23 protein-coding genes, 1 tRNA gene and 1 pseudogene are annotated in these 25290 nt (G+C 69.4%); 23 read left to right on the top strand and 2 right to left on the bottom strand.

The features are described 5' to 3' along the window. The 17 genes and pseudogenes from RT309_RS04575 to RT309_RS04655 form a co-directional block, all read left to right on the top strand. A pseudogene (locus RT309_RS04575) lies at nucleotides 1-517 on the top strand (rRNA small subunit methyltransferase B); the annotation flags it as partial. After that, entirely contained in the window at nucleotides 514-1194 is a 681-nt protein-coding gene (gene rpe / locus RT309_RS04580; protein ID WP_313355711.1) for a ribulose-phosphate 3-epimerase, read from the top strand. The pseudogene RT309_RS04575 and the gene rpe, both read left to right, overlap by 4 nt. After that, nucleotides 1191-1454: a phosphoribosyl-ATP diphosphatase gene (locus RT309_RS04585; protein ID WP_313355712.1), complete on the top strand. Its 264-nt coding sequence runs from the start codon at nucleotides 1191-1193 to the stop codon at nucleotides 1452-1454. Before rpe ends, RT309_RS04585 begins: the two co-directional genes overlap by 4 nt. A gap of 41 nt (nucleotides 1455-1495) precedes the next feature. After that, nucleotides 1496-2338 carry an ATP phosphoribosyltransferase gene (gene hisG, locus RT309_RS04590; RefSeq protein WP_313355713.1) on the top strand — a complete coding sequence of 281 codons (843 nt, stop codon included), beginning with the start codon at nucleotides 1496-1498 and terminating at the stop codon, nucleotides 2336-2338. Beyond that, nucleotides 2338-3099, top strand: coding sequence for an imidazole glycerol phosphate synthase subunit HisF (hisF, locus tag RT309_RS04595; protein ID WP_313355714.1), 762 nt, complete (start codon nucleotides 2338-2340; stop codon nucleotides 3097-3099). The genes hisG and hisF overlap by 1 nt, the downstream gene beginning before the upstream one ends. Next, nucleotides 3096-3440, top strand: a complete 345-nt coding sequence (gene hisI / locus RT309_RS04600; protein ID WP_313355715.1) for a phosphoribosyl-AMP cyclohydrolase — start codon at nucleotides 3096-3098, stop codon at nucleotides 3438-3440. The genes hisF and hisI overlap by 4 nt, the downstream gene beginning before the upstream one ends. Nucleotide 3441: 1 nt before the next feature. Beyond that, complete coding sequence (locus RT309_RS04605; protein WP_313355716.1) at nucleotides 3442-4035, top strand: Trp biosynthesis-associated membrane protein; 594 nt, start codon at nucleotides 3442-3444, stop codon at nucleotides 4033-4035. 34 nt (nucleotides 4036-4069) lie between these two features. Next, the gene (locus RT309_RS04610; protein WP_313355717.1) at nucleotides 4070-4300 is read left to right on the top strand and encodes an HGxxPAAW family protein; all 231 of its coding nucleotides are present in this window, start codon (nucleotides 4070-4072) and stop codon (nucleotides 4298-4300) included. Next, the gene (trpC, locus tag RT309_RS04615; protein WP_313355718.1) at nucleotides 4300-5109 is read left to right on the top strand and encodes an indole-3-glycerol phosphate synthase TrpC; all 810 of its coding nucleotides are present in this window, start codon (nucleotides 4300-4302) and stop codon (nucleotides 5107-5109) included. Before RT309_RS04610 ends, trpC begins: the two co-directional genes overlap by 1 nt. Next, entirely contained in the window at nucleotides 5106-6332 is a 1227-nt protein-coding gene (gene trpB / locus RT309_RS04620; protein ID WP_313355719.1) for a tryptophan synthase subunit beta, read from the top strand. The genes trpC and trpB overlap by 4 nt, the downstream gene beginning before the upstream one ends. Then, nucleotides 6329-7117, top strand: a complete 789-nt coding sequence (gene trpA / locus RT309_RS04625; protein ID WP_313355720.1) for a tryptophan synthase subunit alpha — start codon at nucleotides 6329-6331, stop codon at nucleotides 7115-7117. Before trpB ends, trpA begins: the two co-directional genes overlap by 4 nt. A 10-nt stretch (nucleotides 7118-7127) precedes the next feature. After that, nucleotides 7128-8099: a prolipoprotein diacylglyceryl transferase gene (lgt, locus tag RT309_RS04630; RefSeq protein ID WP_313355721.1), complete on the top strand. Its 972-nt coding sequence runs from the start codon at nucleotides 7128-7130 to the stop codon at nucleotides 8097-8099. A 132-nt stretch (nucleotides 8100-8231) separates the two neighbouring features. Then, entirely contained in the window at nucleotides 8232-12797 is a 4566-nt protein-coding gene (gene gltB / locus RT309_RS04635) for a glutamate synthase large subunit (protein WP_313355722.1), read from the top strand. Then, nucleotides 12790-14256 carry a glutamate synthase subunit beta gene (locus tag RT309_RS04640; protein ID WP_313355723.1) on the top strand — a complete coding sequence of 489 codons (1467 nt, stop codon included), beginning with the start codon at nucleotides 12790-12792 and terminating at the stop codon, nucleotides 14254-14256. The genes gltB and RT309_RS04640 overlap by 8 nt, the downstream gene beginning before the upstream one ends. Nucleotides 14257-14312: 56 nt before the next feature. Then, nucleotides 14313-15761, top strand: coding sequence for a pyruvate kinase (gene pyk, locus RT309_RS04645; RefSeq protein ID WP_313355731.1), 1449 nt, complete (start codon nucleotides 14313-14315; stop codon nucleotides 15759-15761). Between the two features lie 82 nt (nucleotides 15762-15843). Further along, on the top strand, nucleotides 15844-16623 hold the full coding sequence (locus RT309_RS04650; RefSeq protein ID WP_313355724.1) for an alpha/beta hydrolase: 780 nt from the start codon (nucleotides 15844-15846) through the stop codon (nucleotides 16621-16623). Further along, on the top strand, nucleotides 16620-17285 hold the full coding sequence (locus RT309_RS04655) for an alpha/beta hydrolase (RefSeq protein ID WP_313355725.1): 666 nt from the start codon (nucleotides 16620-16622) through the stop codon (nucleotides 17283-17285). Before RT309_RS04650 ends, RT309_RS04655 begins: the two co-directional genes overlap by 4 nt. 207 nt (nucleotides 17286-17492) lie before the next feature. On the opposite strand, the gene RT309_RS04660 is transcribed toward RT309_RS04655, so the two are convergent. Further along, a tRNA-Leu gene (locus RT309_RS04660) sits at nucleotides 17493-17575 on the bottom strand. Nucleotides 17576-17667: 92 nt separating this feature from the next. Here RT309_RS04660 and RT309_RS04665 point away from each other — a divergent pair. Further along, on the top strand, nucleotides 17668-18285 hold the full coding sequence (locus tag RT309_RS04665; RefSeq protein WP_071644465.1) for an ANTAR domain-containing response regulator: 618 nt from the start codon (nucleotides 17668-17670) through the stop codon (nucleotides 18283-18285). A 53-nt stretch (nucleotides 18286-18338) separates the two neighbouring features. Here RT309_RS04665 and RT309_RS04670 read toward each other — a convergent pair whose 3' ends face one another. Beyond that, nucleotides 18339-18743, bottom strand: a complete 405-nt coding sequence (locus tag RT309_RS04670) for a hotdog fold thioesterase (protein ID WP_313355732.1) — start codon at nucleotides 18741-18743, stop codon at nucleotides 18339-18341. A gap of 72 nt (nucleotides 18744-18815) precedes the next feature. On the opposite strand from RT309_RS04670, the gene polA reads away from it, so the two are divergent. From polA to RT309_RS04695, 5 genes are all read left to right on the top strand, one after another. Beyond that, a complete protein-coding gene (gene polA, locus RT309_RS04675) occupies nucleotides 18816-21449 on the top strand; it encodes a DNA polymerase I (RefSeq protein WP_313355726.1) in 2634 nt (877 codons plus the stop codon). 39 nt (nucleotides 21450-21488) lie between these two features. After that, nucleotides 21489-23162: a DUF885 domain-containing protein gene (locus RT309_RS04680; RefSeq protein ID WP_313355727.1), complete on the top strand. Its 1674-nt coding sequence runs from the start codon at nucleotides 21489-21491 to the stop codon at nucleotides 23160-23162. A 56-nt stretch (nucleotides 23163-23218) separates the two neighbouring features. Then, nucleotides 23219-23974: an SGNH/GDSL hydrolase family protein gene (locus RT309_RS04685; RefSeq protein ID WP_313355728.1), complete on the top strand. Its 756-nt coding sequence runs from the start codon at nucleotides 23219-23221 to the stop codon at nucleotides 23972-23974. Further along, nucleotides 23971-24621, top strand: coding sequence for a hypothetical protein (locus RT309_RS04690; protein WP_313355729.1), 651 nt, complete (start codon nucleotides 23971-23973; stop codon nucleotides 24619-24621). Before RT309_RS04685 ends, RT309_RS04690 begins: the two co-directional genes overlap by 4 nt. 17 nt (nucleotides 24622-24638) lie before the next feature. Continuing rightward, nucleotides 24639-25290: formylglycine-generating enzyme family protein (locus RT309_RS04695; RefSeq protein WP_396654413.1), on the top strand; the 652-nt coding region annotated here is incomplete at its 3' end.

Here is a 25290-nt window from a genome sequence, read left to right on the forward strand (position 1 = left end):
CGGGCTCGTCCGGCACGCCGTGCGCCCGCTGCCGATCGAGGTGCCGGTGCACGAGGAGGACGGCCGCGTGTTCGCGGCGCAGCATCCGGCGTCGTTCGATCGCATCCTCGTCGACGCACCCTGCACCGGCCTCGGCGCGCTGCGCCGGCGCCCTGAGGCGCGCTGGCGCAGATCCCCGGAGGATGTCGCGGAACTCGTGCAGCTGCAGATGCAGCTGCTCGATGCCGCGATCGACGCGCTCGCTCCCGGCGGGATCGTCGGCTACGCGACCTGCTCTCCGCATCTGGCCGAGACGACCGGCGTCATCGCCGAGGTTCTGCGCCTTCGAGACGACATCGTCGAGCTCGATGCCCGTTCGGTGATGGCGGGCATCGCCCGGTCGCCCATCGACCTGGCACCGCGCACGGGCGACGGCCCGGGCAGCGGCGGTGCGCAGCTTTGGCCTCATCGGCACGGCACCGATGCCATGTTCCTCGCGCTGCTGCAGCGCACCGCCCCGGAAAGGACCATCTCGTGACCCTCCCCGCCGCACCGCGTATCAACCCGAGCATCCTCGCAGCGGATTTCGCGAACATGCAGGCCGAGCTCGCCCGCATCGCGACCGCCGACTTCGCGCATGTCGACGTGATGGACAACCACTTCGTGCCCAACCTCACCTTCGGGCCGCAGATGGTCGAGCGGATCCAGGCGACCAGCCCCGTCCCGCTCGACGTGCACCTGATGATCACCGACCCCGACCGGTGGGCGCCCGGCTACGCCGAGCTGGGAGCCGCCAGCGTCACCTTCCACCTCGAGGCGGCCGCCGACCCCGTGGCGCTCGCCCGGCGTCTGCGGGCGATCGGATCGCGCGCGGGCATCGCGATCAAGCCGGGCACCGCGGGCGAGGCGCTCTACGACATCCTCGACGAGTTCGACCAGATCCTCGTGATGACCGTCGAGCCGGGCTTCGGCGGGCAGGGCTTCATGCCCGAGACGATGCCGAAGCTGCGAGCGCTGCGCGACGAGGCGCGCCGGCGCGGATCCGATGTCTGGCTGCAGGTCGACGGTGGGATCTCGGACGACACGATCGCACAGGCCGCCGCGGCCGGTGCCGACACGTTCGTCGCCGGCTCCGCGGTGTACGGCGCGGCCGACGTCGAGGCCGCGGTCATCCGTCTTCGCGAGCGTGCACGAGCGGCTAGCCTGGAATCGTGAAGACATTCGACGAACTGTTCGCCGAGCTCAGCGCCACCGCGCTCGAGCGTCCCGAGGGATCGGGCACCGTCGCACAGCTGGATCGCGGAGTGCATGCGATCGGCAAGAAGATCGTCGAGGAGGCGGCCGAAGTCTGGATGGCCGCCGAGTACGAGTCGGCCGACGAGGCCGCTGAGGAGATCTCCCAGCTGCTCTACCACCTGCAGGTGATGATGCTCGCCAAGGGCCTGACCCTAGAGGACGTCTACCGACATCTGTGAGCGAGTCTCAAACCACCGTTCACCAGATACGAAAGACATCCATGCTGCGCATCGCCGTTCCGAACAAGGGCTCGCTCTCCGAGACAGCCGCCGAGATGCTGGCGGAGGCCGGGTACGCCGGCCGCCGCGACCCCAAGACCCTGCACGTCATCGACGCCGACAGCGGCGTCGAGTTCTTCTACCTGCGTCCCCGCGACATCGCGACCTACGTCGCATCCGGCGCTCTCGACGTCGGCATCACCGGCCGTGACCTGCTCTGCGACGTCCGTCAGGACGACGCCAGAGAGATCGAGCAGCTGGGCTTCGCCCGCTCGACCTTCCGATTCGCGGCCCCTCCCGGCCGCTACTCGACCATCGAGGATCTCGAGGGAGTGCGGGTGGCCTCCGCCTACCCCGGACTGGTCGACGACTTCCTGCGCGAGAACGGCGTGACCGCTCAGCTCGTCCCCCTGGATGGCGCGGTCGAGTCGGCCGTGCGTCTCGGCGTCGCCGATGTGATCGCCGACGTGGTCGAGACGGGCACGACGCTTCGTCAGGCGGGCCTCGAGATCTTCGGGCCGGTCATCATCCGCTCCGAGGCGGTGCTGATCAGCCGGCCGGGTGACGTGCCGGGAACCGAACGGCTGCTGCGTCGCCTGCGCGGCGTCATGGTCGCCCGGCAGTACGTGCTGCTCGACTACGACCTCCCCGCTCACCTCGTCGACCAGGCCGTCGAGATCGCCGGGGGTCGCGAGTCGCCGACCATCTCGCCGCTGCGCGACCCCGAATGGGTCGCGGTGCGGGTCATGGTGCCCCGCAAGGGCGTGAACCAGGTGATGGACGACCTGTACGCGCTGGGCGCCCGGGCCATCCTCGTCACCGCGATCGACGCGGCGAGGCTCTGATGACACTCGCCGCACGCGTGATCCCCTGCCTCGACGTCGCCGCCGGTCGCGTCGTGAAGGGCGTCAACTTCCAGAATCTGCGCGACATGGGAGACCCCGTCGAGCTGGCCGCGCACTACGCCGCCCAGGGCGCCGACGAGATCACCTTCCTCGACGTCACCGCCACGGTCGATGCGAGAGCGACGACCTACGACGTCGTGCAGCGCACCGCCGAGAATGTGTTCGTGCCGCTCACCGTGGGCGGCGGCGTGCGCAGCGTCGACGACGTGGCCCGTCTGCTCTCGGTCGGCGCCGACAAGATCGGCGTCAACTCCGCCGCGATCGCCCGTCCCGCGCTCATCGACGAGATCGCCGACCGGTTCGGCGCTCAGGTGCTCGTGCTCTCGCTCGACGTCAAGCGCACGGCCTCGACGCGCTCGGGATTCGCCGTGACCACCCACGGCGGGCGCACCGAGACCACCCTCGACGCGCTCGACTGGGCGCGCGAGGCCGTCGAACGCGGTGCCGGGGAGCTGCTGGTCAACTCGATCGACGCCGACGGCACGAAGGACGGTTTCGATCTCGAGCTGGTTCGCCTGATGCGCGAGGTGTCCGTCGTGCCGGTGATCGCCTCCGGCGGAGCGGGCGATGTCGGCGATTTCGCGCCGGCCATCGCAGCGGGGGCGGATGCCGTGCTCGCGGCCAGCGTGTTCCACAGCGGGCAGCTCTCGATCGGCGACGTCAAGGACGCGCTGCGAGCCGAGGGCGTGGTGGTGCGATGACACCGGACGATCTGTCTCGGATCGCGTGGAACGACGCCGGACTCGCTCCCGTGATCGTGCAGCAGCACGACACCCGCGAGGTGCTCATGCTCGCGTGGATGGATGCCGAAGCGCTGCGCCGCACGCTGAGCGGCGGCCGCGCGGTGTACTGGTCGCGCTCACGCCAGGAGTACTGGCGCAAGGGAGACACCTCGGGCAACACGCAGCGGGTGATCAGCGTGGCCGTCGACTGCGATGCCGACACGATCCTGCTGCAGGTCGACCAGCAGGGCCCGGCCTGCCACACCGGCACCCGCACCTGCTTCGACGGACGCGAGCTGTCTTCGAGCGGGGTGGGCTGACGTGCTGCGCCGCGCCCGGATGCTCGGGGTCCTCACATTCCTGCTCACCGGAGGGATCGGGATCATCTCCTCGACCCAGGTGTGGGCGACGGTGCAGCGCGCCGACGCGGGGGAGACCCTCACCGTCACCGGGGCCGTGCTCTTCCCGCTGCTCGCCCCACTGTCGCTGGCGGTGCTCGCGATGGGCGCCGCCCTCTCGATCGCCGGTCCCGTGCTGCGCCACATCCTCGCCGTGCTCGGCGTCGGCGCCGCGGTCGCTCTGATCCTCGGCACCGTGCCGCTGGTCGGATCGGCGCCGCTCGCGGCGGTGGCACCGGCGGTCACCGAGGTCACCGGCCTGGGTGGGGAGGAGTCGGTGGGCGAGGTGGTGGCCGGTGTCACATCGACGCCGTGGCCTGTGATCACCCTGCTGTGCTGGGTCGTGCTCGGCGTGGCATCCGTCTTCGTGCTCGTCACCGCACGCCGCTGGCCGGCCGGCGGGCGTCGCTACCGTTCCACTGCCGAGAGCGCCCACCACGGTTCGGGCCCGCTCGACTCGGTCGATTCCTGGGACGAGCTGTCGCACGGCACCGATCCGACGGACTCGGCCCGATAGACTGTCAGCATCGCCTAGCCACCCGGAGGAGAACATGACCAACCCGATCGCCGATCCCGGCCACGGACACTCGCCTGCTGCCTGGACCGCCGTCGTGATCATGCTCGTCGGCTTCACCGCGGGCACGGTCTTCTTCTGCCTGAACCAGCCCGTCGGCGTCTGGGTCAGCGCCGCCATCGTGGTGCTCGGAGCGATCGTCGGCTGGGTGATGGCGAAGGCCGGCTGGGGTGTGAAGGGCCCGAAGTACGCGCCGAAGGCGCACTGATGGTCCTCGCCGACCTGACGGCCGGCGCCGTGGAGGATGCCGAGCGTCGCGCGCTGTCACGTCCACTCGCCGTCGTCGAGCGCGACGCCGCCGCGCGTCCCGCCGCCCTCGATGCGCTCTCGGCACTCGCCCCGGCGGACCGGGTGAAGATCATCGCCGAGGTCAAGCGCGCCAGCCCGTCGCGCGGCGCGCTGGCCGAGATCCCCGACCCTGCGCTGCAGGCCTCGCTGTACGAGCAGGGCCGCGCATCGGCGATCAGCGTGCTCACCGAGGAACGCCGTTTCGGCGGCAGCCTCGCCGACCTCGAAGCGGTCAGCGCCCGGGTGTCGGTGCCTGTGCTGCGCAAGGACTTCATCGCCACCCCGTACCAGGTGTTCGAGGCGCGCGCCGCCGGCGCCGACCTCGTGCTGCTCATCGTCGCCGGTCTGTCACGGACCGTCCTCACCGAGCTGCACAGCCTCATCACGGAACTCGGGATGACCCCGCTCGTCGAGACGCACTCCGCCGAGGAGCTCGAGGTCGCCATCGATCTGGGCGCCGACCTCATCGGGGTCAACGCCCGCAACCTGCACACCCTCGAGCTCGACCGCGACCTGTTCGCCCGGCTCTCCGACCGGATCCCCGATTCGGCGATCCGCATCGCCGAGTCTGCCGTGCTGCACCCCGACGACGTCACCCGATACCGGCAGGCCGGTGCCGACGTGGTGCTCATCGGTGAGGCGCTCGTCACGGGCGACCCGGTGGCCACCCTCAACGCATTCCTCGCCGCCGGAGACACACCGGTGCGCGGCAGAACGGAGACCACGTGAGTCTGCGCGATCAGCACGGGCCGTTCTTCGGCGACTTCGGCGGCAGGTACATGCCCGAGTCTCTCGTCGCGGCGATCGACGAGCTCACCGCAGCCTACGAGGACGCGATCGCCGACCCGGCCTTCCGCTCCGAGCTCGCGACGCTTCTGCACTCGTACGCCGGGCGCCCCTCGCCGATCACGGAGGTGCCGCGATTCGCCGAGCACGCCGGCGGCGCACGCGTGTTCCTGAAGCGGGAGGATCTGAACCACACCGGTTCGCACAAGATCAACAACGTGCTCGGGCAGGCGCTGCTGACGAAGCGTCTCGGCAAGACCCGCGTGATCGCCGAGACCGGCGCCGGTCAGCACGGTGTCGCGACCGCGACGGCCGCCGCGCTGTTCGGCCTGGACTGCACGATCTACATGGGCGAGGTCGACACCGAACGTCAGGCGCTGAACGTCGCCCGCATGCGTCTGCTCGGCGCCGAGGTGGTGGCGGTGACCACCGGCTCCCGCACCCTGAAGGATGCCATCAACGACGCGTACCGCGACTGGGTCGCGAGCGTCGAGACGACCAACTACATCTTCGGCACGGCGGCGGGACCGCATCCGTTCCCCGCCATGGTGCGCGACTTCCAGAAGATCATCGGCGAAGAGGCTCGCGAGCAGCTGCTCGCCGAGGCCGGTCGGCTGCCCGACGCGGTCGTCGCCTGCGTCGGCGGCGGCTCGAACGCCATCGGCATGTTCGACGCGTTCCTCGACGATCAGGACGTGAAGCTCTACGGCGTCGAGGCGGCCGGCGACGGCGTCGACACGCCGCGCCACGCGGCGTCGATCGGGCGCGGGCGCCCGGGTGTGCTGCACGGCGCGAAGACGTACGTCCTCCAGGACGAAGACGGACAGACCACCGAGTCCCACTCGATCTCCGCAGGTCTCGACTACCCCGGTGTCGGGCCCGAGCACTCGTGGCTCAGCGCCATCGGCCGCGCCGAGTACATCCCCGCGACCGACGACGAGGCCATGCAGGCTCTGCGGCTGCTCAGCAGGACCGAGGGCATCATCCCGGCGATCGAGTCGGCACACGCCCTCGCCGGTGCCCTGCGCATCGGTCGCGAACTCGGTCCCGACGGACTCATCGCGATCTGCCTCTCGGGCCGTGGCGATAAGGACATGGACACCGCGGCACGGTACTTCGAGCTGTACGACGCCGCGGCGGGCGACGCCGAGGAGGGCACGGAGTGAGCCGGGTCGAGGATGCCATCCGCAAGGCGCACGAGGCGGGACGAGGCGCATTCATCGGCTACCTGCCGGTGGGCTACCCGGATCTCGACACGAGCATCCAGGCCGCGCTCACCCTCGCACGCAACGGCGTCGACATCATCGAACTCGGTCCGCCCTACTCCGACCCCGTGATGGACGGCGCGGTGATCCAGGAGGCGACGCAGCACGCGCTCGCGAACGGTTTCCGGATGCGCGATCTCTTCACGGCCGTCAAAGCGATCACCGACGAGACCGACGTGCCCGTCGTCGTCATGACGTACTGGAACCCCGTGATGCAGTACGGCGTCGACCGCTACGCGGACGACCTGCTCGCCGCAGGCGGCGCGGGCCTGATCACCCCCGACATCACGCCGGAGTCGGCGGGCGAGTGGATCGAGGCGAGCAAGCGCACCGGCCTCGACCGGATCTTCCTCGCAGCCCCGACCTCGAGCGACGAGCGTCTCGACCTGGTGATCTCATCGTCGACCGGCTTCGTGTACACCGTCTCGACGATGGGCATCACGGGGGAGCGCGCGGCGCTCGACCTGGCCGCCCGCACGCTCGTCGAGCGCATGCGCACCCGCGGTGACGTGCGCGCCTGCGTCGGCATCGGAATCTCGAACGCCGAGCAGGTCGCGGGCGTCGTCGAGTACGCCGACGGCGCCATCGTCGGCACCGCGCTCGTCAAGGCGCTCCGCGACGGCGGGCTCGACGCCCTCGCCGAAACCACCAGAACCCTCGCCGGCGGCACGCCGACGCGATACTAGGATCTCTCTCATGCCCTTCGCGCCCTTCAGCAGCCTGTCCGTCGTGCCCGCGAGCATCCCGAGCCCGCCGGAGAGCAGCTTCCAGATCGGCCCGCTGACGATCCACTACTACGCGCTGTGCATCATCGCCGGCATCATCGCCGCCGTGCTGCTCACGAACCACCGTCTCACCCGGCGCGGCGCCGAGAAGTGGGTCGTGATCGACATCGCCATCATCGCCGTGCCCCTCGGCATCATCGGCGCGCGCATCTTCCACGTGCTCACCCACCCGAACTTCTACTTCGGTCCGGGCAGGAACCCGTGGAACCCGTTCGAGTACGGCTCGGTGTGGGCGATCTGGGAGGGCGGCATCGCCATCTTCGGCTCGCTGCTCGGCGGCGCGGTCGGCGCCTGGCTCGGCTGCAAGTGGACCGGCATCCGGTTCTGGACGTTCGCCGACGCTCTCGCACCCGGCATCCTGCTCGCGCAGGCGATGGGCCGATTCGGCAACTGGTTCAACCACGAGCTCTTCGGCCTGCCCACCGACGTGCCGTGGGGACTCGAGATCGAGTCCACCAACCCGTCGTTCCCCGCCGGCCTCGCCGATGGCACGCTGTTCCACCCCACGTTCCTCTACGAGGTGCTCTGGAACGGACTCGGCGTGCTCGTGCTGCTCTGGGCCGGTCACCGCTTCCGCCTGCAGTGGGGCAAGCTGTTCGCGCTCTACCTGATCTGGTACAGCGCCGGCCGCATCGTGTGGGAGTCCATCCGGATCGACCCGAGTGAGGTCCTGCTCGGGCTGCGCAGCAACGTCTGGGCTGCGATCATCGGCGTCATCGTCGGCATCGTCATCTTCATCGTGCAGACCCGTCGCCACACCGGAGTCGAGCCCTCGCCCTACGTGCGCGGTCGGGAACCCGAGACCACGGATGTAGAATCGCAGGACAATTCCTCCGACTTCGTCGACGTGAGCGAGCCTCCCGTCCCGACCGAAGCCAACTAGGAGCCATCGCCACAAGCACCGCTCCCGTCACGTGGGGGGTCCGCCCGGGCCCTCCTTCCGCGCGAGAGATCGCACTGAACGCACGGGCCGATGATGTCCCCGGGTTCACTTGAAATCTGAGGACGGTGACTGGTGTACTTCCAGCCTCCCTACGGCGCCTCCGGCGCCTACCCCCCAAAGCAGGGTCTGTACAACCCCGCCCACGAGAAGGATGCCTGCGGCCTGGCCATGGTCGCGACGCTCCGCGGGGAACCCGGCCATGACATCATCGCGCTGGCGCTCGAGGCGCTGCGCAACCTGGAACACCGCGGTGCGATCGGCTCTGATGCCGGCACCGGCGACGGCGCGGGCATCCTCACCCAGATGCCCGACGCGTTCCTCCGAGAGGTCGTCTCCTTCGATCTCCCCCCTGCAGGCGAGTACGCCGCAGGACTCGCGTTCCTCCCTCGGGAGTCGAGCGCCCGCCGCGAGCAGAAGGCCGGGATCGAGCGCATCGCCGCCGCCGAGGGCCTGGACGTGCTCGGATGGCGAGTCGTCCCCACCGCCAACGAGCACCTCGGCACGCTCGCCGACGAGGCCCGCCCCGCGTTCGAGCAGCTGTTCGTCAGCATCCCCGGCGCGAGCGCCGGCTCGCCGCTGACCCTCGACCGGTTCGCCTACCGGCTGCGCAAGCGCGCCGAACACGAGCTCGGCGCCTACTTCGTCTCGCTGTCGTGCCGCACGCTCGGCTACAAGGGCATGCTCACCACGCTGCAGCTCGAGCCGTTCTACCCCGACCTGCACGACGAGCGATTCGCGTCCGAACTCGCGGTCGTGCACTCGCGCTACTCGACGAACACGTTCCCGTCGTGGCCGCTCGCGCAGCCGCTGCGCATGCTGGCGCACAACGGCGAGATCAACACGGTCGGCGGGAACCGCAACTGGATGCGCGCCCGGCAGTCCCAGCTGCGCTCCGATCTGCTCGGCGACATCCGCCCGCTGCTGCCGATCTGCAGTGACAGCGCGAGCGACTCGGCGTCGTTCGACGAAGTCCTCGAGCTGCTCACCCTCACCGGGCGCAGCCTGCCCCACGCGATCATGATGATGGTTCCGGAGGCGTGGGAGAAGCAGGCCGACATCGATCCCGACCTGCGCGCGTTCTACGAGTTCCACGACATCCAGATGGAGCCGTGGGACGGCCCCGCAGCGCTCATCTTCACCGACGGCACCCAGGTGGGCGCGACCCTCGACCGCAACGGCCTGCGCCCGGGCCGATGGACCGAGACGGTCGACGGGCTGGTCGTCATCGGCAGCGAGACCGGCGTGCTCGAGTTCGCACCGGAGCGGATCAAGCGGCGCGGTCGGCTGCGGCCCGGTCACCTCTTCCTCGTCGACACCGCGCAGCGCCGGATCGTCGAGGATGCCGAGATCAAGCATGAGCTCGCGACCCTGCATCCGTGGCAGGAGTGGCTGGATGCCGGGGCGGTGCGCCTCGCGGATCTGCCGGAGCGCGAGCACATCGTGCATCCCGCGGCATCCATCACTCGCCGCCAGCGCACCTTCGGCTACACCGAGGAGGAGGTGAAGGTGCTGCTCACCCCGATGGGGCAGACCGGCGCCGAGCCTCTCGGCGCGATGGGCAGCGACACCCCGATCGCGGTGCTCAGCGAGCGTCCACGGCTGCTGTTCGACTACTTCGTGCAGCAGTTCGCGCAGGTCACCAACCCGCCGCTCGACGCCATCCGGGAAGAGGTCGTCACCAGTCTGCGGCTCGGTCTCGGGCCGCAGCTCAACTTGCTGGAGTGGGGTCCCGAGCACGCGCGCACCGTCAGCCTCGACTTCCCGGTGATCGACAACGACGAGCTCGCCAAGATCAAGCACGCGGGCCGCGCTCTTCCCGGTCGCTCGAGTGCGACGATCTCCGGGCTGTACCACTTCGACGCCGGCCCGCAGTCGCTGCCCGAGCGGCTCGCGGCGATGTGCGCCGAGGCGGATGCCGCGATCGAGCGCGGCGCCGAGTTCCTCATCCTCTCCGACCGCGACTCCGACAAGGATCGTGTGCCGATCCCGTCGCTGCTGATGCTCTCGGCCGTGCATCACCACCTCATCCGCCGGGAGACGCGCATGCGCGTCGGCCTGATCGTCGAGGCCGGCGACGTGCGCGAGGTGCACCACGTCGCCACGCTGATCGGGTACGGCGCCGCCGCGGTGAACCCGTATCTCGCGATGGAGACGGTGGAGCATCTGGCGCGCACCGGATTCATCACCGGGATCGCCCCCGACGAGGCCGTACACAACCTGATCCACGCGCTCGGCAAGGGCGTGCTGAAGATCATGTCGAAGATGGGCATCTCGACAGTGTCGTCGTACGCCGGCGCGCAGGTGTTCGAGGCCATCGGCCTGAGCCAGGAGTTCGTCGACCGCTACTTCACCGGCACCGAGACCAAGCTCGGCGGCATCGGCATCGACGACGTCTTCGCCGAGAACCAGAAGCGTCACGACCACGCCTACCCGCAGGACACCGCGCCGCGTGGGCACGAGCGCCTGTGGACCGGCGGTGAGTACCAGTGGCGGCGCGACGGTTCACCGCACCTGTTCAACCCGGAGACGGTGTTCCGTCTGCAGCACGCCACCCGCACCCGGCGGTACGACATCTTCCGCGAGTACACCCGCCTGGTCGACGACCAGGCACGCGAGCTGAAGACCCTGCGCGGACTGTTCGAGCTGCGCACCGGCGAGCGGCCCCCGGTGCCCCTCGACGAGGTCGAGCCGGTCAGCGCGATCGTGAAGCGGTTCTCGACCGGCGCGATGAGCTACGGTTCTATCTCGCAGGAGGCGCACGAGACGCTCGCCATCGCGATGAACCGCCTCGGAGCGAAGTCGAACACGGGGGAGGGCGGTGAGGACCCCGAGCGCCTCACGGATCCCGAGCGGCGCAGCGCCATCAAGCAGGTCGCGTCGGGTCGGTTCGGCGTGACGAGCCAGTACCTCACCGAGGCCGACGACCTGCAGATCAAGCTCGCCCAGGGAGCCAAACCGGGCGAGGGCGGGCAGCTGCCGCCGCAGAAGGTGTACCCGTGGGTGGCTCGCACCCGCCACGCGACCCCGGGTGTAGGGCTCATCTCCCCGCCGCCGCATCACGACATCTACTCGATCGAAGACCTCAAGCAGCTGATCTTCGACCTGAAACGCGCCAACCCGAAGGCGCGCATCCACACCAAGCTCGTCAGCCAGTCGGGCATCGGGGCGGTCGCAGCGGGTGTCGCGAAGGCGCTCAGCGACGTCGTGCTCGTGTCGGGCCACGACGGCGGCACCGGTGCGAGCCCGCTGAACTCGCTGAAGCACGCCGGCACGCCGTGGGAGCTGGGCCTGGCCGAGGTGCAGCAGACGCTCATGCTCAACGGCATGCGCGACCGTGTGGTGGTGCAGGTCGACGGGCAGCTGAAGACCGGCCGCGACGTGATCATCGGCGCGCTGCTGGGAGCGGAGGAGTTCGGCTTCGCGACGGCGCCCTTGGTCGTCAGCGGCTGCATCCTGATGCGGGTGTGCCACCTCGACACCTGCCCGGTCGGCGTGGCGACCCAGAATCCGGTGCTGCGTCAGCGCTTCACCGGCAAGCCGGAGTTCGTGGTGAACTTCATGGAGTTCATCGCCGAGGAGGTGCGTGAGCTGCTCGCCGCCCTCGGGTTCCGCTCGATCGACGAGATCATCGGCCGGCACGATCTGCTGCGCACCGATCCGGCCGTGAGGCACTGGAAGGCCGACGGACTCGATCTCACCCCGATCCTCGAGGGGCCGGCGTTCCCCGCCGGAGAGCCCAGGCGCAGCGCGAGAGCACAGGACCACGAGCTCGAGAAGCACTTCGACGCGGCGCTGCTCGCCCACGCGACCGACGCCCTCGACAACGCCCTGCCGGTCGTCATCGAACTGCCCATCCGCAACACCGAGCGCGCTGTCGGCACGATGCTCGGTCACCATGTCACGGCGCGTCACGGCGCGGCGGGTCTTCCGCGCGGGACGATCGACATCACCCTGCACGGCACGGCCGGCCAGTCGCTCGGAGCGTTCCTGCCGCCGGGCATCGTGCTTCGCCTCGAGGGCGACGCCAACGACTACGTCGGCAAAGGTCTGTCGGGCGGCGACATCACGATCCGTCCGGATCGGGATGCCCGGTTCGAGCCGCACCGCAACGTCATCGCGGGCAACGTGATCGGCTACGGCGCGACCAGCGGCAGCATGTACATCTCGGGTGTGGTGGGGGAGCGGTTCCTCGTGCGCAACTCCGGAGCGACCGCCGTCGTCGAGGGGGTCGGAGACCACGCGCTGGAGTACATGACGGGCGGCGTCGCGGTCATCCTCGGCGACACCGGACGCAACCTCGGCGCCGGGATGTCCGGCGGTGTCGCGTACGTGCGCGGCTTGAGCGAGGCACGGGTGAACAGCCAGGCGCTGCAGGGCGAAGAGCTGCTGCTCACCGTCCTGGAACGCGACGACGCCGAGGTGCTGCGCGAACTGCTCGTCGAACACGTCGAGCGGACGGCGTCGCCGCTGGCATCCGCTCTGCTGGACGACTTCGAGAGCGTCATCAACGAATTCACGAAGGTGCTGCCGCGCGACTACGCGGCGGTTCGCACCATGCGCCAGGAGGCGGCGGCCGCGGGGATCGACCCCGACGGCGACGTCATCTGGGACCGGATCCTGGAGGTGACCGGTGGCTGACCCCAAGGGCTTTCTGAAGACCACGGAACGTGAGCTGCCGGCCCGCCGGCCGGTGCCCGTTCGGATCATGGACTGGAAGGAGGTGTACGAGCCGGGCGACCGGGCCGTGCTGAAGCGCCAGGCGGGCCGCTGCATGGACTGCGGTGTGCCGTTCTGCCATTCCGGATGCCCGTTGGGCAACCTCATCCCGGAGTGGAACGACCTGACCTGGCGAGGTGCCGACCGCGCGGCGATCGAACGGCTGCACGCCACCAACAACTTCCCGGAGTTCACCGGCAGGCTGTGCCCGGCGCCGTGCGAGAGCGCGTGCGTGCTCGGGATCAACCAGCCCGCCGTCACGATCAAGCAGATCGAGGTCTCGATCATCGACGAGGCGTTCGAGAACGGCTGGGTCGAGCCACAGCCACCGCAGCGTCTCACCGGCCGCACGGTCGCCGTCGTCGGGTCGGGACCCGCCGGTCTCGCCGCGGCCCAGCAGCTGACCCGAGCGGGGCACACGGTGGTGGTGTTCGAGCGCGACGACCGCATCGGCGGGCTGCTGCGTTACGGCATCCCGGACTTCAAGATGGAGAAGCGTCACCTCGACATCCGCCTGCGACAGATGGAGGAGGAGGGCACCCGCTTCCGCCCCGGCGTGGAGATCGGCCGCGACCTGTCGTGGGACGAGCTGCGCGGCCGCTATGACGCCGTGCTGATCGCCACGGGTGCGACGATGCCGCGCGACCTCCCGATCCCCGGACGGGACCTTGACGGCGTGCACTTCGCCATGGATTACCTCGTGCCCTCGAACCGCGTCGGGGCGGGCGACGAGGTCGCCGACCAGATCACCGCGGCCGGCAAGCACGTCATCGTGATCGGCGGCGGTGACACCGGTGCCGATTGCATCGGAACCGCGCACCGGCACGGTGCCCGCAGCGTGACCAACCTCGCGATCGGAAAGCAGCCCGGCACGGCGAGGTCCGACGAGCAGCCGTGGCCGACCGTGCCCACGCTGTTCGAGGTGCAGTCCGCGCACGAGGAGGGCGGTGAGCGCACGTACCTCGCGTCCACCGTGGAGTTCCTCGGCGACGCGGAGGGTCGCGTGCGCGCGGTGCGGGTCGCGGAGACCGAGTACGTCGACGGGCGTCGAGTGCCGCGCAGCGGCACCGAGCGCGAGATCCCCGCCGAGCTCGTGCTCATAGCAATGGGATTCACCGGCCCCGAGACCGCGTCGTACGGCGGCGACACCGTGCCCGTGGTAACCGAGCGCGGCGGCCTGCAGCGTGACGGCGAGTACGCGACCGCGATCCCCGGCCTGTTCGTGGCCGGCGATGCCGGACGCGGGCAGTCCCTCATCGTCTGGGCGATCGCCGAGGGGCGCTCGGCGGCCGCGGCGATCGACAGGCATCTGATGGGTGCAACCGTGCTGCCCGCGCCGGTGGCGGTCACAGATGTCGCGTTCAGCGTTCAGCCCGCGTAGGCTGAGCGCGGCAACGTCGCCATGTTGATTTCTGTCCTCTTACCCTGGAGATGATGTTGAGACGCGCGAAAATCGTCGCCACACTCGGCCCTGCAACCTCGACCTATGAGAAGGTCCGTGCCCTTATCGACGCCGGTGTGGACGTCGCCCGTCTGAACCTCAGCCACGGTGATTACTCGGTGCACGAGGGCAACTACTCGAACGTCCGTCGGGCGGCCGAGGACTCCGGGCGTGCTGTCGCGATCCTGGTCGACCTGCAGGGGCCGAAGATCCGGCTCGGTCGCTTCGAGGACGGGCCGTACGAGCTCGAGGTCGGCGACATCTTCAAGATCACCACCGAAGACATCATTGGCAACCGCGAGATCTGCGGCACGACGTTCAAGGGCCTGCCGCAGGACGTCAAGCCGGGCGACTTCCTGCTGATCGACGACGGCAAGGTGCGTGTGGAGGTCGTCGAGACCGACGGCACCGTCGTCACCACGAAGGTCATCGTCGCCGGTGCGGTGTCGAACAACAAGGGCATCAACCTGCCGGGTGTCGCCGTCAACGTCCCCGCCCTGAGCGAGAAGGACGAAGACGACCTGCGGTGGGGCCTGCGCATCGGCGCGGACGTCATCGCCCTGTCGTTCGTGCGCAACGCGACGGACGTGGAGCGCGTGCACGAGATCATGGCGGAGGAGGGCGTGCGCATCCCCGTCATCGCCAAGATCGAGAAGCCGCAGGCCGTCGAGGCTCTCGAGGAGATCGTCGACGCGTTCGACGGGATCATGGTGGCCCGTGGCGACCTGGGCGTCGAGCTGCCCCTCGAGGCCGTCCCGATCGTGCAGAAGCGTGCGGTCGAGCTCGCCCGCCGCAACGCGAAGCCGGTCATCGTGGCGACGCAGATGCTCGAATCGATGATCTCGAGCCCGGTGCCCACACGCGCCGAGACCTCCGACGTCGCCAACGCCGTCCTCGACGGCGCGGACGCGGTCATGCTCTCGGGCGAGACGAGCGTGGGGGAGTACCCGATCGTCGTCGTGGAGACCATGGCGCGGATCATCGAGTCGACCGAGGAGCACGGTCTCGAGCGCATCTCGCCGCTGAACACGAAGCCCCGCACCCAGGGTGGCGCGATCACCCTGGCGGCGCTCGAGGTGGCGGAGTTCGTCGGAGCGAAGTACCTGTGCGTCTTCACGCAGTCGGGTGACTCGGCGCGCCGTCTGTCGCGTCTGCGGCCGCGCATCCCGATGATCGCGTTCACGCCCGAGCCGGGCATCCGCCGTCGCATGGCCATGACCTGGGGCATCCAGTCGAACCTGGTCGAGATGGTGCAGCACACCGACTCGATGTACCGTCAGGCCGACGAGTACCTGCTCGGCAGCGGGCTGGCGAAGGAAGGCGATCAGATCGTCGTCATCTCCGGATCCCCTCCCGGGATCATCGGCTCGACCAACGACATCCGCGTCCACAAGGTCGGGGATGCCGTCGGCGGGGCGGCCCCGGTCTACAAGTCCGGAGTCTGAGCAGCTTCTCGAGCGCCGAGGGACGGGCCCGACGGGTCCGCCCCTCGGCGCTCGTGTATGTGAGACGCGATACGGTGCTGGGATGACACCGGAGACGCAGCAGACGCATCGCATCGGTTCGCTCGACTTCCGCACCGTCACCTCGTCAGGGCCTCGCGGCACGACCTTCGTGCTCGTGCACGGGATCGGGATGTCGCACCGCTATCTCGCGCGGCTGCACCGCTCTCTCGCCGGGAGGGGGAGGGTGATCTCGGTCGACCTGCCCGGTTTCGGCGGTCTGCCCAAGCCCGGCCACGATGTCGACATCGGCGGGATGGCCGATGGCCTCGGTGCTCTGCTCGATGCGATCGGCACCGGGGCCGTCGTACTCGTCGGGCAGTCGATGGGGACCCAGTGGGTGGTCGAGCTCGCCGCCCGTCGTCCTGATCTCGCGCGCGCGGTCGTGCTCATCGGCCCGGTGGCGGACGAGCGGCGGCGCACCGTGCTGCAGCAGGCCGCCCTTCTGACGCTGGACACGGTGCGGGAGCCGCCAGGCGCGAACGCCCTGGTGTTCGCTGACTATCTGCGGTGCGGCCCGTTCTGGTATCTCGCGCAGCTTCGGCACATGCTGGGTTACCGGATCGAGGACAGGATCGTGCAGATCCAGGTGCCGGTGCTCGTGATGCGCGGCTCCCGCGATCCCATCGCATCGCGGAACTGGTGCCGGCACGTGCGCGCGGCAGCGCGGAGCGCCGAGCTGGTCGAGATCCCCGGGCGGGTGCACAATGCGCAGCACACAGCCGCCGGTGCGGTGGCATCCGCCATCCGGCATTTCTGCTCCGTGCAGCTGCCTTCTTCGGTGCGGGAAGGCATCGACGGGTGAGCGGGCTGCTGCACAGGGCGATCTGGTGGGCAGAGGACTACGTCTACGCCGCGCTCTGGCAGCTGCGCGCCTTCGGCGATCGCAACAGACCCGAGACGTACAGGGAGGGCGTCGGAGTGCCGCTCGTGGTGCTCCCCGGCATCTACGAGAGCTGGCGGTTCATGCGGCCGCTGATCGAGCACGCGCACCGCGACGGGCACCCCGTGCACGTGGTCGAGCCGCTGGAGCGCAATCTGAGCCCGATCTCCGAGATGGCTGACAGGGTCGGCGCGTACCTCGCGGAGCATGATCTGCATGACGTGGTGCTGCTGGCCCACAGCAAGGGCGGTCTCGCAGGCAAGCTCGTGATGCTCGGCCCGGAGGGCTCGCGGGTGCGCGGGATGCTGGCCGTCGCGACGCCGTTCGGCGGATCACGTTACGCCCGCCTGATGCTCACCCGCAGCCTGCGCGCGCTGTCGCCGCGAGACCCTTCGATCGCGGCTCTTGCGGCGCAGCGCGACGCCGACGCGCGGATCGTCTCGGTCTACGCATGCTTCGACCCGCACATCCCGGAGGGCAGCGAACTGCCCGGTGCGAAGAACGTGCGTCTCGACACCGGAGGTCACTTCCGCGTGCTCGCCCACCCGAGGGTGATGGCCGAGCTCGCCGTGCTGGCGGCGTGATGCAGGAGGGCCACCCCTCCGGACGGCTCTCCTGCGCATGTGCCGGCGGTGGGGCCACGTCGCGACTCGGCCCGACGCTTCGCGCCGCGTCGAGCCTCCCGCGACGCGGGACCGGAACCCACGCGGGCTGCGCCCGCTGGTTCGAGTCCCTCTGTGTCTGTCGAATGCCCAGGAGGGCCGCCCTCCGGGACGGCCCTCCTGCTCGTGTGCCGGCGGTGGGACTCGAACCCACACGCCCTTTCGGACAGAGCATTTTGAGTGCTCCGCGTCTGCCATTCCGCCACGCCGGCCGGCACACTGCGCATACGACTGTAGCGCAGCCGCGACAGCGGTCCGTGCGCGGTTTCCTCCGACGTGCGCGGCGTTCGACTAGGATGGACGGGTGACTGAGCAAGAGCAGCCCGAGCAGCCCACGGCATCCGCCCCGCGTCGCGTCGTCGTCGCTGAGGATGAGTCGCTGATCCGCCTCGACATCGTCGAGATTCTGCGCGACAACGGATTCGATGTCGTCGGTGAGGCAGGCGACGGCGAGACCGCCGTGCAGCTGGCCACCGAGCTGCGACCCGACCTCGTCGTCATGGACGTGAAGATGCCCCAGCTCGACGGCATCAGCGCCGCCGAGAAGCTGCACAAGGCGAACATCGCCCCTGTCGTGCTGCTCACCGCGTTCAGCCAGAAAGAGCTCGTCGAGCGCGCGAGCGAGGCCGGAGCCCTCGCGTACGTGGTCAAGCCATTCACCCCGAACGACCTGCTGCCCGCCATCGAGATCGCGCTGGCCCGTCACGAGCAGATCATCACGCTCGAGGCTGAGGTCGCCGACATGGTCGAGCGCTTCGAGACCCGCAAGCTCGTCGACCGCGCCAAGGGCCTGCTCAACGAGAAGATGGGGCTGAGCGAGCCCGAGGCGTTCCGCTGGATCCAGAAGGCGTCGATGGATCGCCGCCTCACCATGCAGGACGTCGCGAAGGCGATCATCGAGCAGCTCGCGCCCAAGAAATAAGCTCGCTTTTCGCGAAGAGGCCCCGCCGACAGGCGGGGCCTCTTCGCTTTCCGTCAGGCGTCTACGGTCTTGATCAGGTTCGTGATGCGGATGGTGGAGCAGCGCCGGCCCTGCTCGTCCGAGACGGCGATCTCATGCACGGTCATGCTGCGCCCGAGGTGCACGGGCGTGCAGACGCCCGTGACGTAGCCGGCGGTGGCCGAACGAGTGTGGGTCGCGTTGATGTCGATGCCGACCGCGAGACGTCCGGGTCCGGCGTGCAGGTTCGCCGCCATCGACCCGAGCGACTCGCCCAGCACCACGTACGCACCGCCGTGCAACAGGCCGACCGGCTGAGTGTTCCCCTCCACCGGCATCGTCGCGACCGCGCGCTCGACGGTGAACTCGGTGAACTCGATGCCCATCTTCTCCGCGAGCGCGCCCATGCCGCGGTGCGTGGCCCACTCCAGGCCGGTCATCTCGGTCTGCTCGGTCTGCTCGGTCAATGCTCCTCCTCAGCACGTGTCCGTCGCCCTCGTTAGGCTTGCAGGGTGACGGACTCCGCAAAGCCTACCCTCATGGTCGTCGACGGCCATTCACTCGCGTACCGGGCCTTCTTCGCCCTCCCGGTCGAGAATTTCACCACGAAAGACAACCAGCACACGAACGCCATCTACGGCTTCCTGTCGATGCTGGTCAACCTGATCAAGGCCGAGAAGCCGACGCACATGGCGATCGCGTTCGACACGTCACGCCACTCGTTCCGCACCGAGGAGTACCCCGAGTACAAGGCGACGCGCTCCGAGACGCCGAGTGAGTTCAAGGGCCAGATCCCACTTCTGCAGGACTGCCTGGCGGCGATGTCGATTCCGGTGCTGACGCAGGAAGGGATAGAGGCCGACGACATCCTCGCGACGCTCGCCAAGCAGGGATCCGACCAGGGATACGACGTGCTCGTGGTCTCGGGCGACCGCGACACCATCCAGCTCGTGAACGATGACGTCACCCTGCTGTATCCGTCGGTGCAGGGGGTGTCGCAGCTCAAGCGCTACGACCCCGTGACCGTGCGCGAGCGCTACGGGGTGCGGCCCGAGCAGTACCCCGACATCGCGGCCCTCGTCGGTGAGACGAGCGACAACCTGCCCGGCGTTCCGAAAGTCGGCGAGAAGACGGCCGTCAAGTGGCTCACGCAGTTCGGCAGTCTCGACGAGCTGCTGGCGAGTGCCGAGGAGATCAAGGGCGTCGTCGGCGGCAACCTGCGCGAGCACCTCGACGTCGTGCGCCGCAACCGCAAGCTCAACCGCCTGCTGAACGACGTCGAGCTGCCCGTCACCCCTGCCGAGCTGGTCGTCAAGCCGATCGACGCGCAGGCGGTGCGCGACATCTTCGCGCGCCTCGAGTTCCGTACGCTGCTGCCCCGCGTCTTCGAGGCTGCGGGTGCGCCCGACGAGCCGGTTCACGACGAGCCCGCCGTCGAGGTGCCGGCGCCGACCGAATCATCCGCTGCCGATCTCGCCGCCTGGCTCGGTGAGCAGAAGGCCGAGGTGGGTCTGCTGCTCACCCTCGTCAGCGGGGCGATCACCCGCGTCGGGGTGGCCACCGAGACAGAGCTGCGCGAGTGCAGCTGGAGCCCCGAGACGGCCGAGGCCCTGACCGCCTGGCTCGAGTCCGATGCGCAGAAGGTGCTGAACGATGCGAAGCCGCAGGTCAAGGCACTGCTGCGCAACGGCATCCGGCTGGGCGGACTCGCCCACGACACCCTGCTCGCCGGCTGGCTCATGCGCCCGAGCTTCCCCGACAAGACCCTCGCGCACCTCGTCGGCCGTTACCTCGACGAGAAGCTCCCCGAGGCCGACCCCACGCAGCTCGTTCCGGAGACCGACGGCGCGACCCCGGCCCAGGAGGCATGGTTCACGCTGCGCACCGCGGTCGCCGTGCGCGAAGCGATGCCCGAATCGGTCGCGACCGTGCTGACCGACATCGAGCTGCCTGCGGTCATCGCCCTCGCCGACATGGAGTCCGCGGGCGTGTCCGTGTCGCACGACGTACTCTCGACCTTCTCGGGCGAGCTGCTCGCCCGCACCGACGTGCTCGCCGCTGAGGCGTTCGCGCTCGTCGGGCGGGAGTTCAACCTCGGCTCGCCGAAGCAGCTGCAGGAGGTGCTGTTCGAAGACCTGCAGCTGCCGAAGACCCGCAAGACCAAAACGGGGTACTCGACGGATGCCGCGGTGCTGGCCGATCTGCAGGAGACGAACCCGCACCCCTTCCTCGCGCTGCTGCTGCAGCACCGCGAGGCGACCAAGCTGCGTCAGATCATCGAGACGCTCGACACGGCGATCCGCGACGACCACCGCATCCACACCACCTACGTGCAGACCGGGAGCCAGACCGGACGCCTGTCGAGCACCGACCCGAACCTGCAGAACATCCCCGTGCGCACCGAGGAGTCCCGCCGCATCCGCAGCGCGTTCCAGGTCGGCGACGAGTACGAGACGCTGCTGACCGCCGACTACTCGCAGATCGAGATGCGAATCATGGCGCATCTGTCGGGCGACCCCGGTCTCATCGAGGCGTTCAACTCGGGTGAGGACCTGCACCGGTTCGTGGGCGCGCGAGTGTTCGGGGTGGAGCCCGAAGAGGTCACCTCGGCGATGCGCACGAAGGTGAAGGCCATGTCGTACGGTCTCGTCTACGGCCTGAGCGCATTCGGCCTGTCGAAGCAGCTGCGCATCGAGCAGTCCGAGGCGAAGCAGCTGATGCTCGAGTACTTCGCGCGCTTCGGAGCGGTGCGCGACTACCTGCGCGCATCGGTCATCCAGGCGAAGGAAGACGGCTACACCGAGACGATCTTCGGCCGCCGGCGCCCGTTCCCCGACCTGGCGAGCCCCAACCGCGTGCTGCGCGAGAACGCCGAGCGCGCCGCGCTGAACGCGCCGATCCAGGGCAGCGCCGCCGACATCATGAAGATCGCGCTGAACCGCATCCACGCAGACCTGCGGGAGCGCGAGCTCGCATCGCGCGCCCTGCTGCAGATCCACGACGAACTCGTCGTCGAGGTCGCCGCGGGGGAGTGGGACGACGTCGAGAGGATCGTGCGCGAGCGCATGGCCGGCGCCGCGGAGCTGACCGTGCCACTGGATGTGCAGGTCGGACGAGGCCGCGACTGGAACGAAGCCGCACACTGACCCCCGGCGCAGAGGGGGTGCGGGGTTAGGCTCGAGACCATGAGTTCAGCGCCTCGCACTCCCTCTGCCATCGACCGGATCGCCGAGAACTGGGTCGACACCCTGGTCGACCTCTCGCCCATCCTCGCCACCTACATCGGACGCAACGAGGCCAATGCACGCCTCGACGATGTGAGCCCGGAAGGTCACGAGCGCAGCATCGCCGCCGCACGCGAGACGCTGGCCGCGCTGGATGCCGCGACCCCCGTCGACAGCGTCGACGAGGTCACGAAGACCGACCTCTCGGCCGAACTGCGCCTGCAGCTCGAGCTGCACGACGCGCAGTGGCACCTGCGCGACCTGAATGTGATCGCCTCGGCACCGCAGGACTTCCGCCAGGCCTTCGATCTCATGCCCACCGAGACGATCGACGACTGGACGGTGGTCAGCGAGCGGCTCGCCGCCGTGCCGACCGCGCTCAAGGGGTACATCGAGACGCTGCGCGAGGGCATCAGGCACGGCGTCGTGCCTGCTCGCCGCCAGGTCGCCGAGGTCGCCACGCAGATCGCCCGGTACAGCGCCGACCAGGGCTTCTTCGCCGCGTTCGCTGCGACAGCAGCACCCCGTGACGGCCAGCTGCCGGCATCCCTCGCCCGCGACATCGCCGACCACGCCGGAGCCGCTCGCGTGGCCTACGACGACCTCCGCCACTTCCTGGCCGGGGAGCTGGCGCCGGTCGCCGGCGAGCAGGACGCCGTCGGGCGCGACCTGTACGCCCTGAACTCCCGCCGGTTCCTCGGTGCGACCATCGACCTCGACGAGACCTACGAGTGGGGCCGCGAGGAGCTGCAGCGGATGATCGCGGAGCAGGAGGCGATAGCGAACGAGATCCTGCCCGGCGCGAGCGTCGAAGAGGCCGTCGCGCACCTCGAGGCCGACGCGTCGCGCAAACTGCACGGCACCGATGCGCTGCAGAAGTGGATGCAGGAGACCAGCGACCGGGCCATCGCCGACCTCGGTGCCAGCCACTTCGACATCCCCGAGCAGATCCGCGAGCTCGAGTGCATGATCGCCCCCACTCAGGAGGGCGGCATCTACTACACCGGTCCGACCGACGACTTCTCGAGGCCGGGTCGCATGTGGTGGTCCGTGCCCGAGGGCGTGACCGAGTTCGACACCTGGCGCGAGCTGACCACCGTGTACCACGAGGGTGTTCCCGGTCACCACCTGCAGATCGCGCAGGCGACGTACAACCGCGCCGAGCTGAACACCTGGCGTCGGGTGCTCGCCGGCACCTCGGGTCACGCCGAGGGCTGGGCGCTGTACGCCGAACGGCTGATGGAGCAGCTCGGCTACCTCGACGACCCGGCCGACCGCCTCGGCATGCTCGACGGTCAGCGCATGCGCGCGCTGCGCGTGGTGCTCGACATCGGGGTGCACCTCGGCAAGCCCCGTCTGTCGGGCGCGGGGATCTGGGACCACGATTACGCGCTCGAGGAGATGCGCCGCAACGTGAACATGCCTGACGAGTTCCGCCAGTTCGAGGTCAACCGCTACCTCGGATGGCCGGGACAGGCGCCGTCGTACAAGGTGGGTCAGCGGATCTGGGAGCAGGTGCGCGACGCCGTGCAGCAGAAGCAGGGCGATGCCTTCTCGTTCAAGGACTTCCACAAGCGCGCGCTCGACATCGGCGGCGTCGGCCTCGACACGCTCCGCACCGCCGTCACCGGCTGAGGGGATGGCGCGGACCGCGTGACGCGACCTCGTCCGCGCCGCAATAGGCTGAGATCATGGCGGCTGTGCGGTTCGTGGCGATCGGAGACTCCTTCACCGAGGGGGTCGGCGACGAGCTGCCCGACGGCAGCGTGCGCGGCTGGGCCGACCTCGCCGCGCAGGGCTGGGCGCACGCCATCGGCGAGCCGATCCAGTACGCCAACCTCGCGATCCGAGGTCGTCTGATCTGGCCGATCGTCGAAGAGCAGCTCGAGCCGGCGCTCGCGCTGCGGCCGACGCACCTGTCGTTCAACGGCGGCGGCAACGACATCCTCCGCCCGAACGCCGACACCGAGCACATCGCCGATGCTTTCTCCCGCGTGCTGCGGCGCTGCGACGAGGAGGGCGTGACGCTGATCCTGCTCTCGGGTGCCAATCCGAGCGCGCAGCTGCCGATGGGCCCGGTGTTCCAGCGTCGCGGCGATGCCCTGTCGGCCGCGGTGCTGCGGCGCGTCGAGAACCGCCCCGACGTGATCCGCGCGCTGAACTGGCCGGATGCCGAGCTCTCCCGCCCTCGCTACTGGTCACAGGACCGCCTGCACATGAACGCGAACGGCCACCATCGCGTCGCCGCCCGCGTGCTGCACGCGCTCGGTCTGGAGCCACCGGAGGACTGGTGGTCGCTGAGCACCGATCATCCTGCTGGCCCGGCGGGCCTCGCGTACTACCGGCAGTTCGTCGGGCCGTGGGTGCGACGCCGCGTCACACGCACGTCGTCCGGCGACGGGCGGGTGGCGAAGTTCCCCGCCTGGGTCGAGATGGTGCCGCAGTGATCGCTTCCCGCCGCAGACGGATGCCGCGGCGCATCACCCAACTGCTCGTCGGGGTCTTCCTGTACGGCATCGGCATCGCCTTCCTCGTGCGCAGCGCACTCGGTGCGGCGCCGTGGGACGTGCTGACCCAGGGTCTCACCCGCCACGTCCCGCTGACCTTCGGAATCGTGACGACCATCGTCAGCGGCATCGTGCTTCTGCTGTGGATCCCGATCCGGCAGAAGCCCGGAGCGGGCACGGTCGTCAATGCGCTTCTGGTCGGTCCGTCGGCCGACGTCGGTTTCCTCTTCATCCCGGTCGGGGAGCAGCTGTGGCAGCAGGCGCTGCTCTTCTCGATCGGCCTGCTCGTGCTCTCCGCCGCCACCGGGCTCTACATCGGAGCCGACTTCGGCCCGGGCCCTCGCGACGGGCTGATGACCGGTCTGCATGTGCGGCTGCGCCGCCCGATCTGGTTGGTGCGCACCTGCCTCGAGGTGACGGTCGTGCTCATCGGCTGGGCGCTCGGCGGCGTCGTGGGCATCGGCACCCTGCTGTTCGCCCTGCTCGTCGGCCCGCTCTGCCAGTTCTTCCTGCGGGTGTTCGCCGTTCCGCCGGCATCCGAGACACGCGCGGCACCGAGATCCGGACCCGTGTCCGTGCAGGGGTGACGGTGGATCTCTGGGAGATGCGGGCGCTGCCCGGCGGACGCGTCACACTGCACGATGCACGCCGCAAGGAGCACCGGACCGTCGAGCTCGACCCCTTCGAGATCGGCACCTTCGCCGTCACCGAGGGGCAGTTCGCCGAGGTGCTGGGAATCGCCGCTCAGCATCTGCGGCGCCCGGCCAGGGATCTCAGCTGGTACCGCGCCATCCGGTTCTGCAACGCGGCCTCGGAGTGGGAGGGGCTCGACCGGGCCTATTCTTTCGACGGCGAGGAGGTCACCTGGCACGTCGACAGCGACGGATACCGCCTGCCGACCGAAGCCGAATGGGAGTACGCCTGCCGGGCCGGATCGGTCGGGCCGCAGTACGGTCCGCTGGATGAGATCGCCTGGACGTCACTCGATGGCGTCGGAGCGCCGCAGGATGTCGGCATGAAGCTGCCGAACCTGAACGGCCTCTTCGACACGCTCGGCAACGTGTGGGAGTGGTGCTGGGACTTCCTCGATCCCGAACGCTACGACGACTACCGTGTGTTCCGCGGCGGCGGCTTCGCCGACGACACCTGGAGCGTCCGAGCATCCGTCCGCCGCGGGGGTGCTCCGCGCATGCACCACGACGACCTCGGCATGCGGCTCGCGCGCGGCGGCTTCGACGGCCCGGATGCCGCGCAGG

Source organism: Microbacterium sp., assembly GCF_032084865.1.
Classification (GTDB): domain Bacteria; phylum Actinomycetota; class Actinomycetes; order Actinomycetales; family Microbacteriaceae; genus Microbacterium.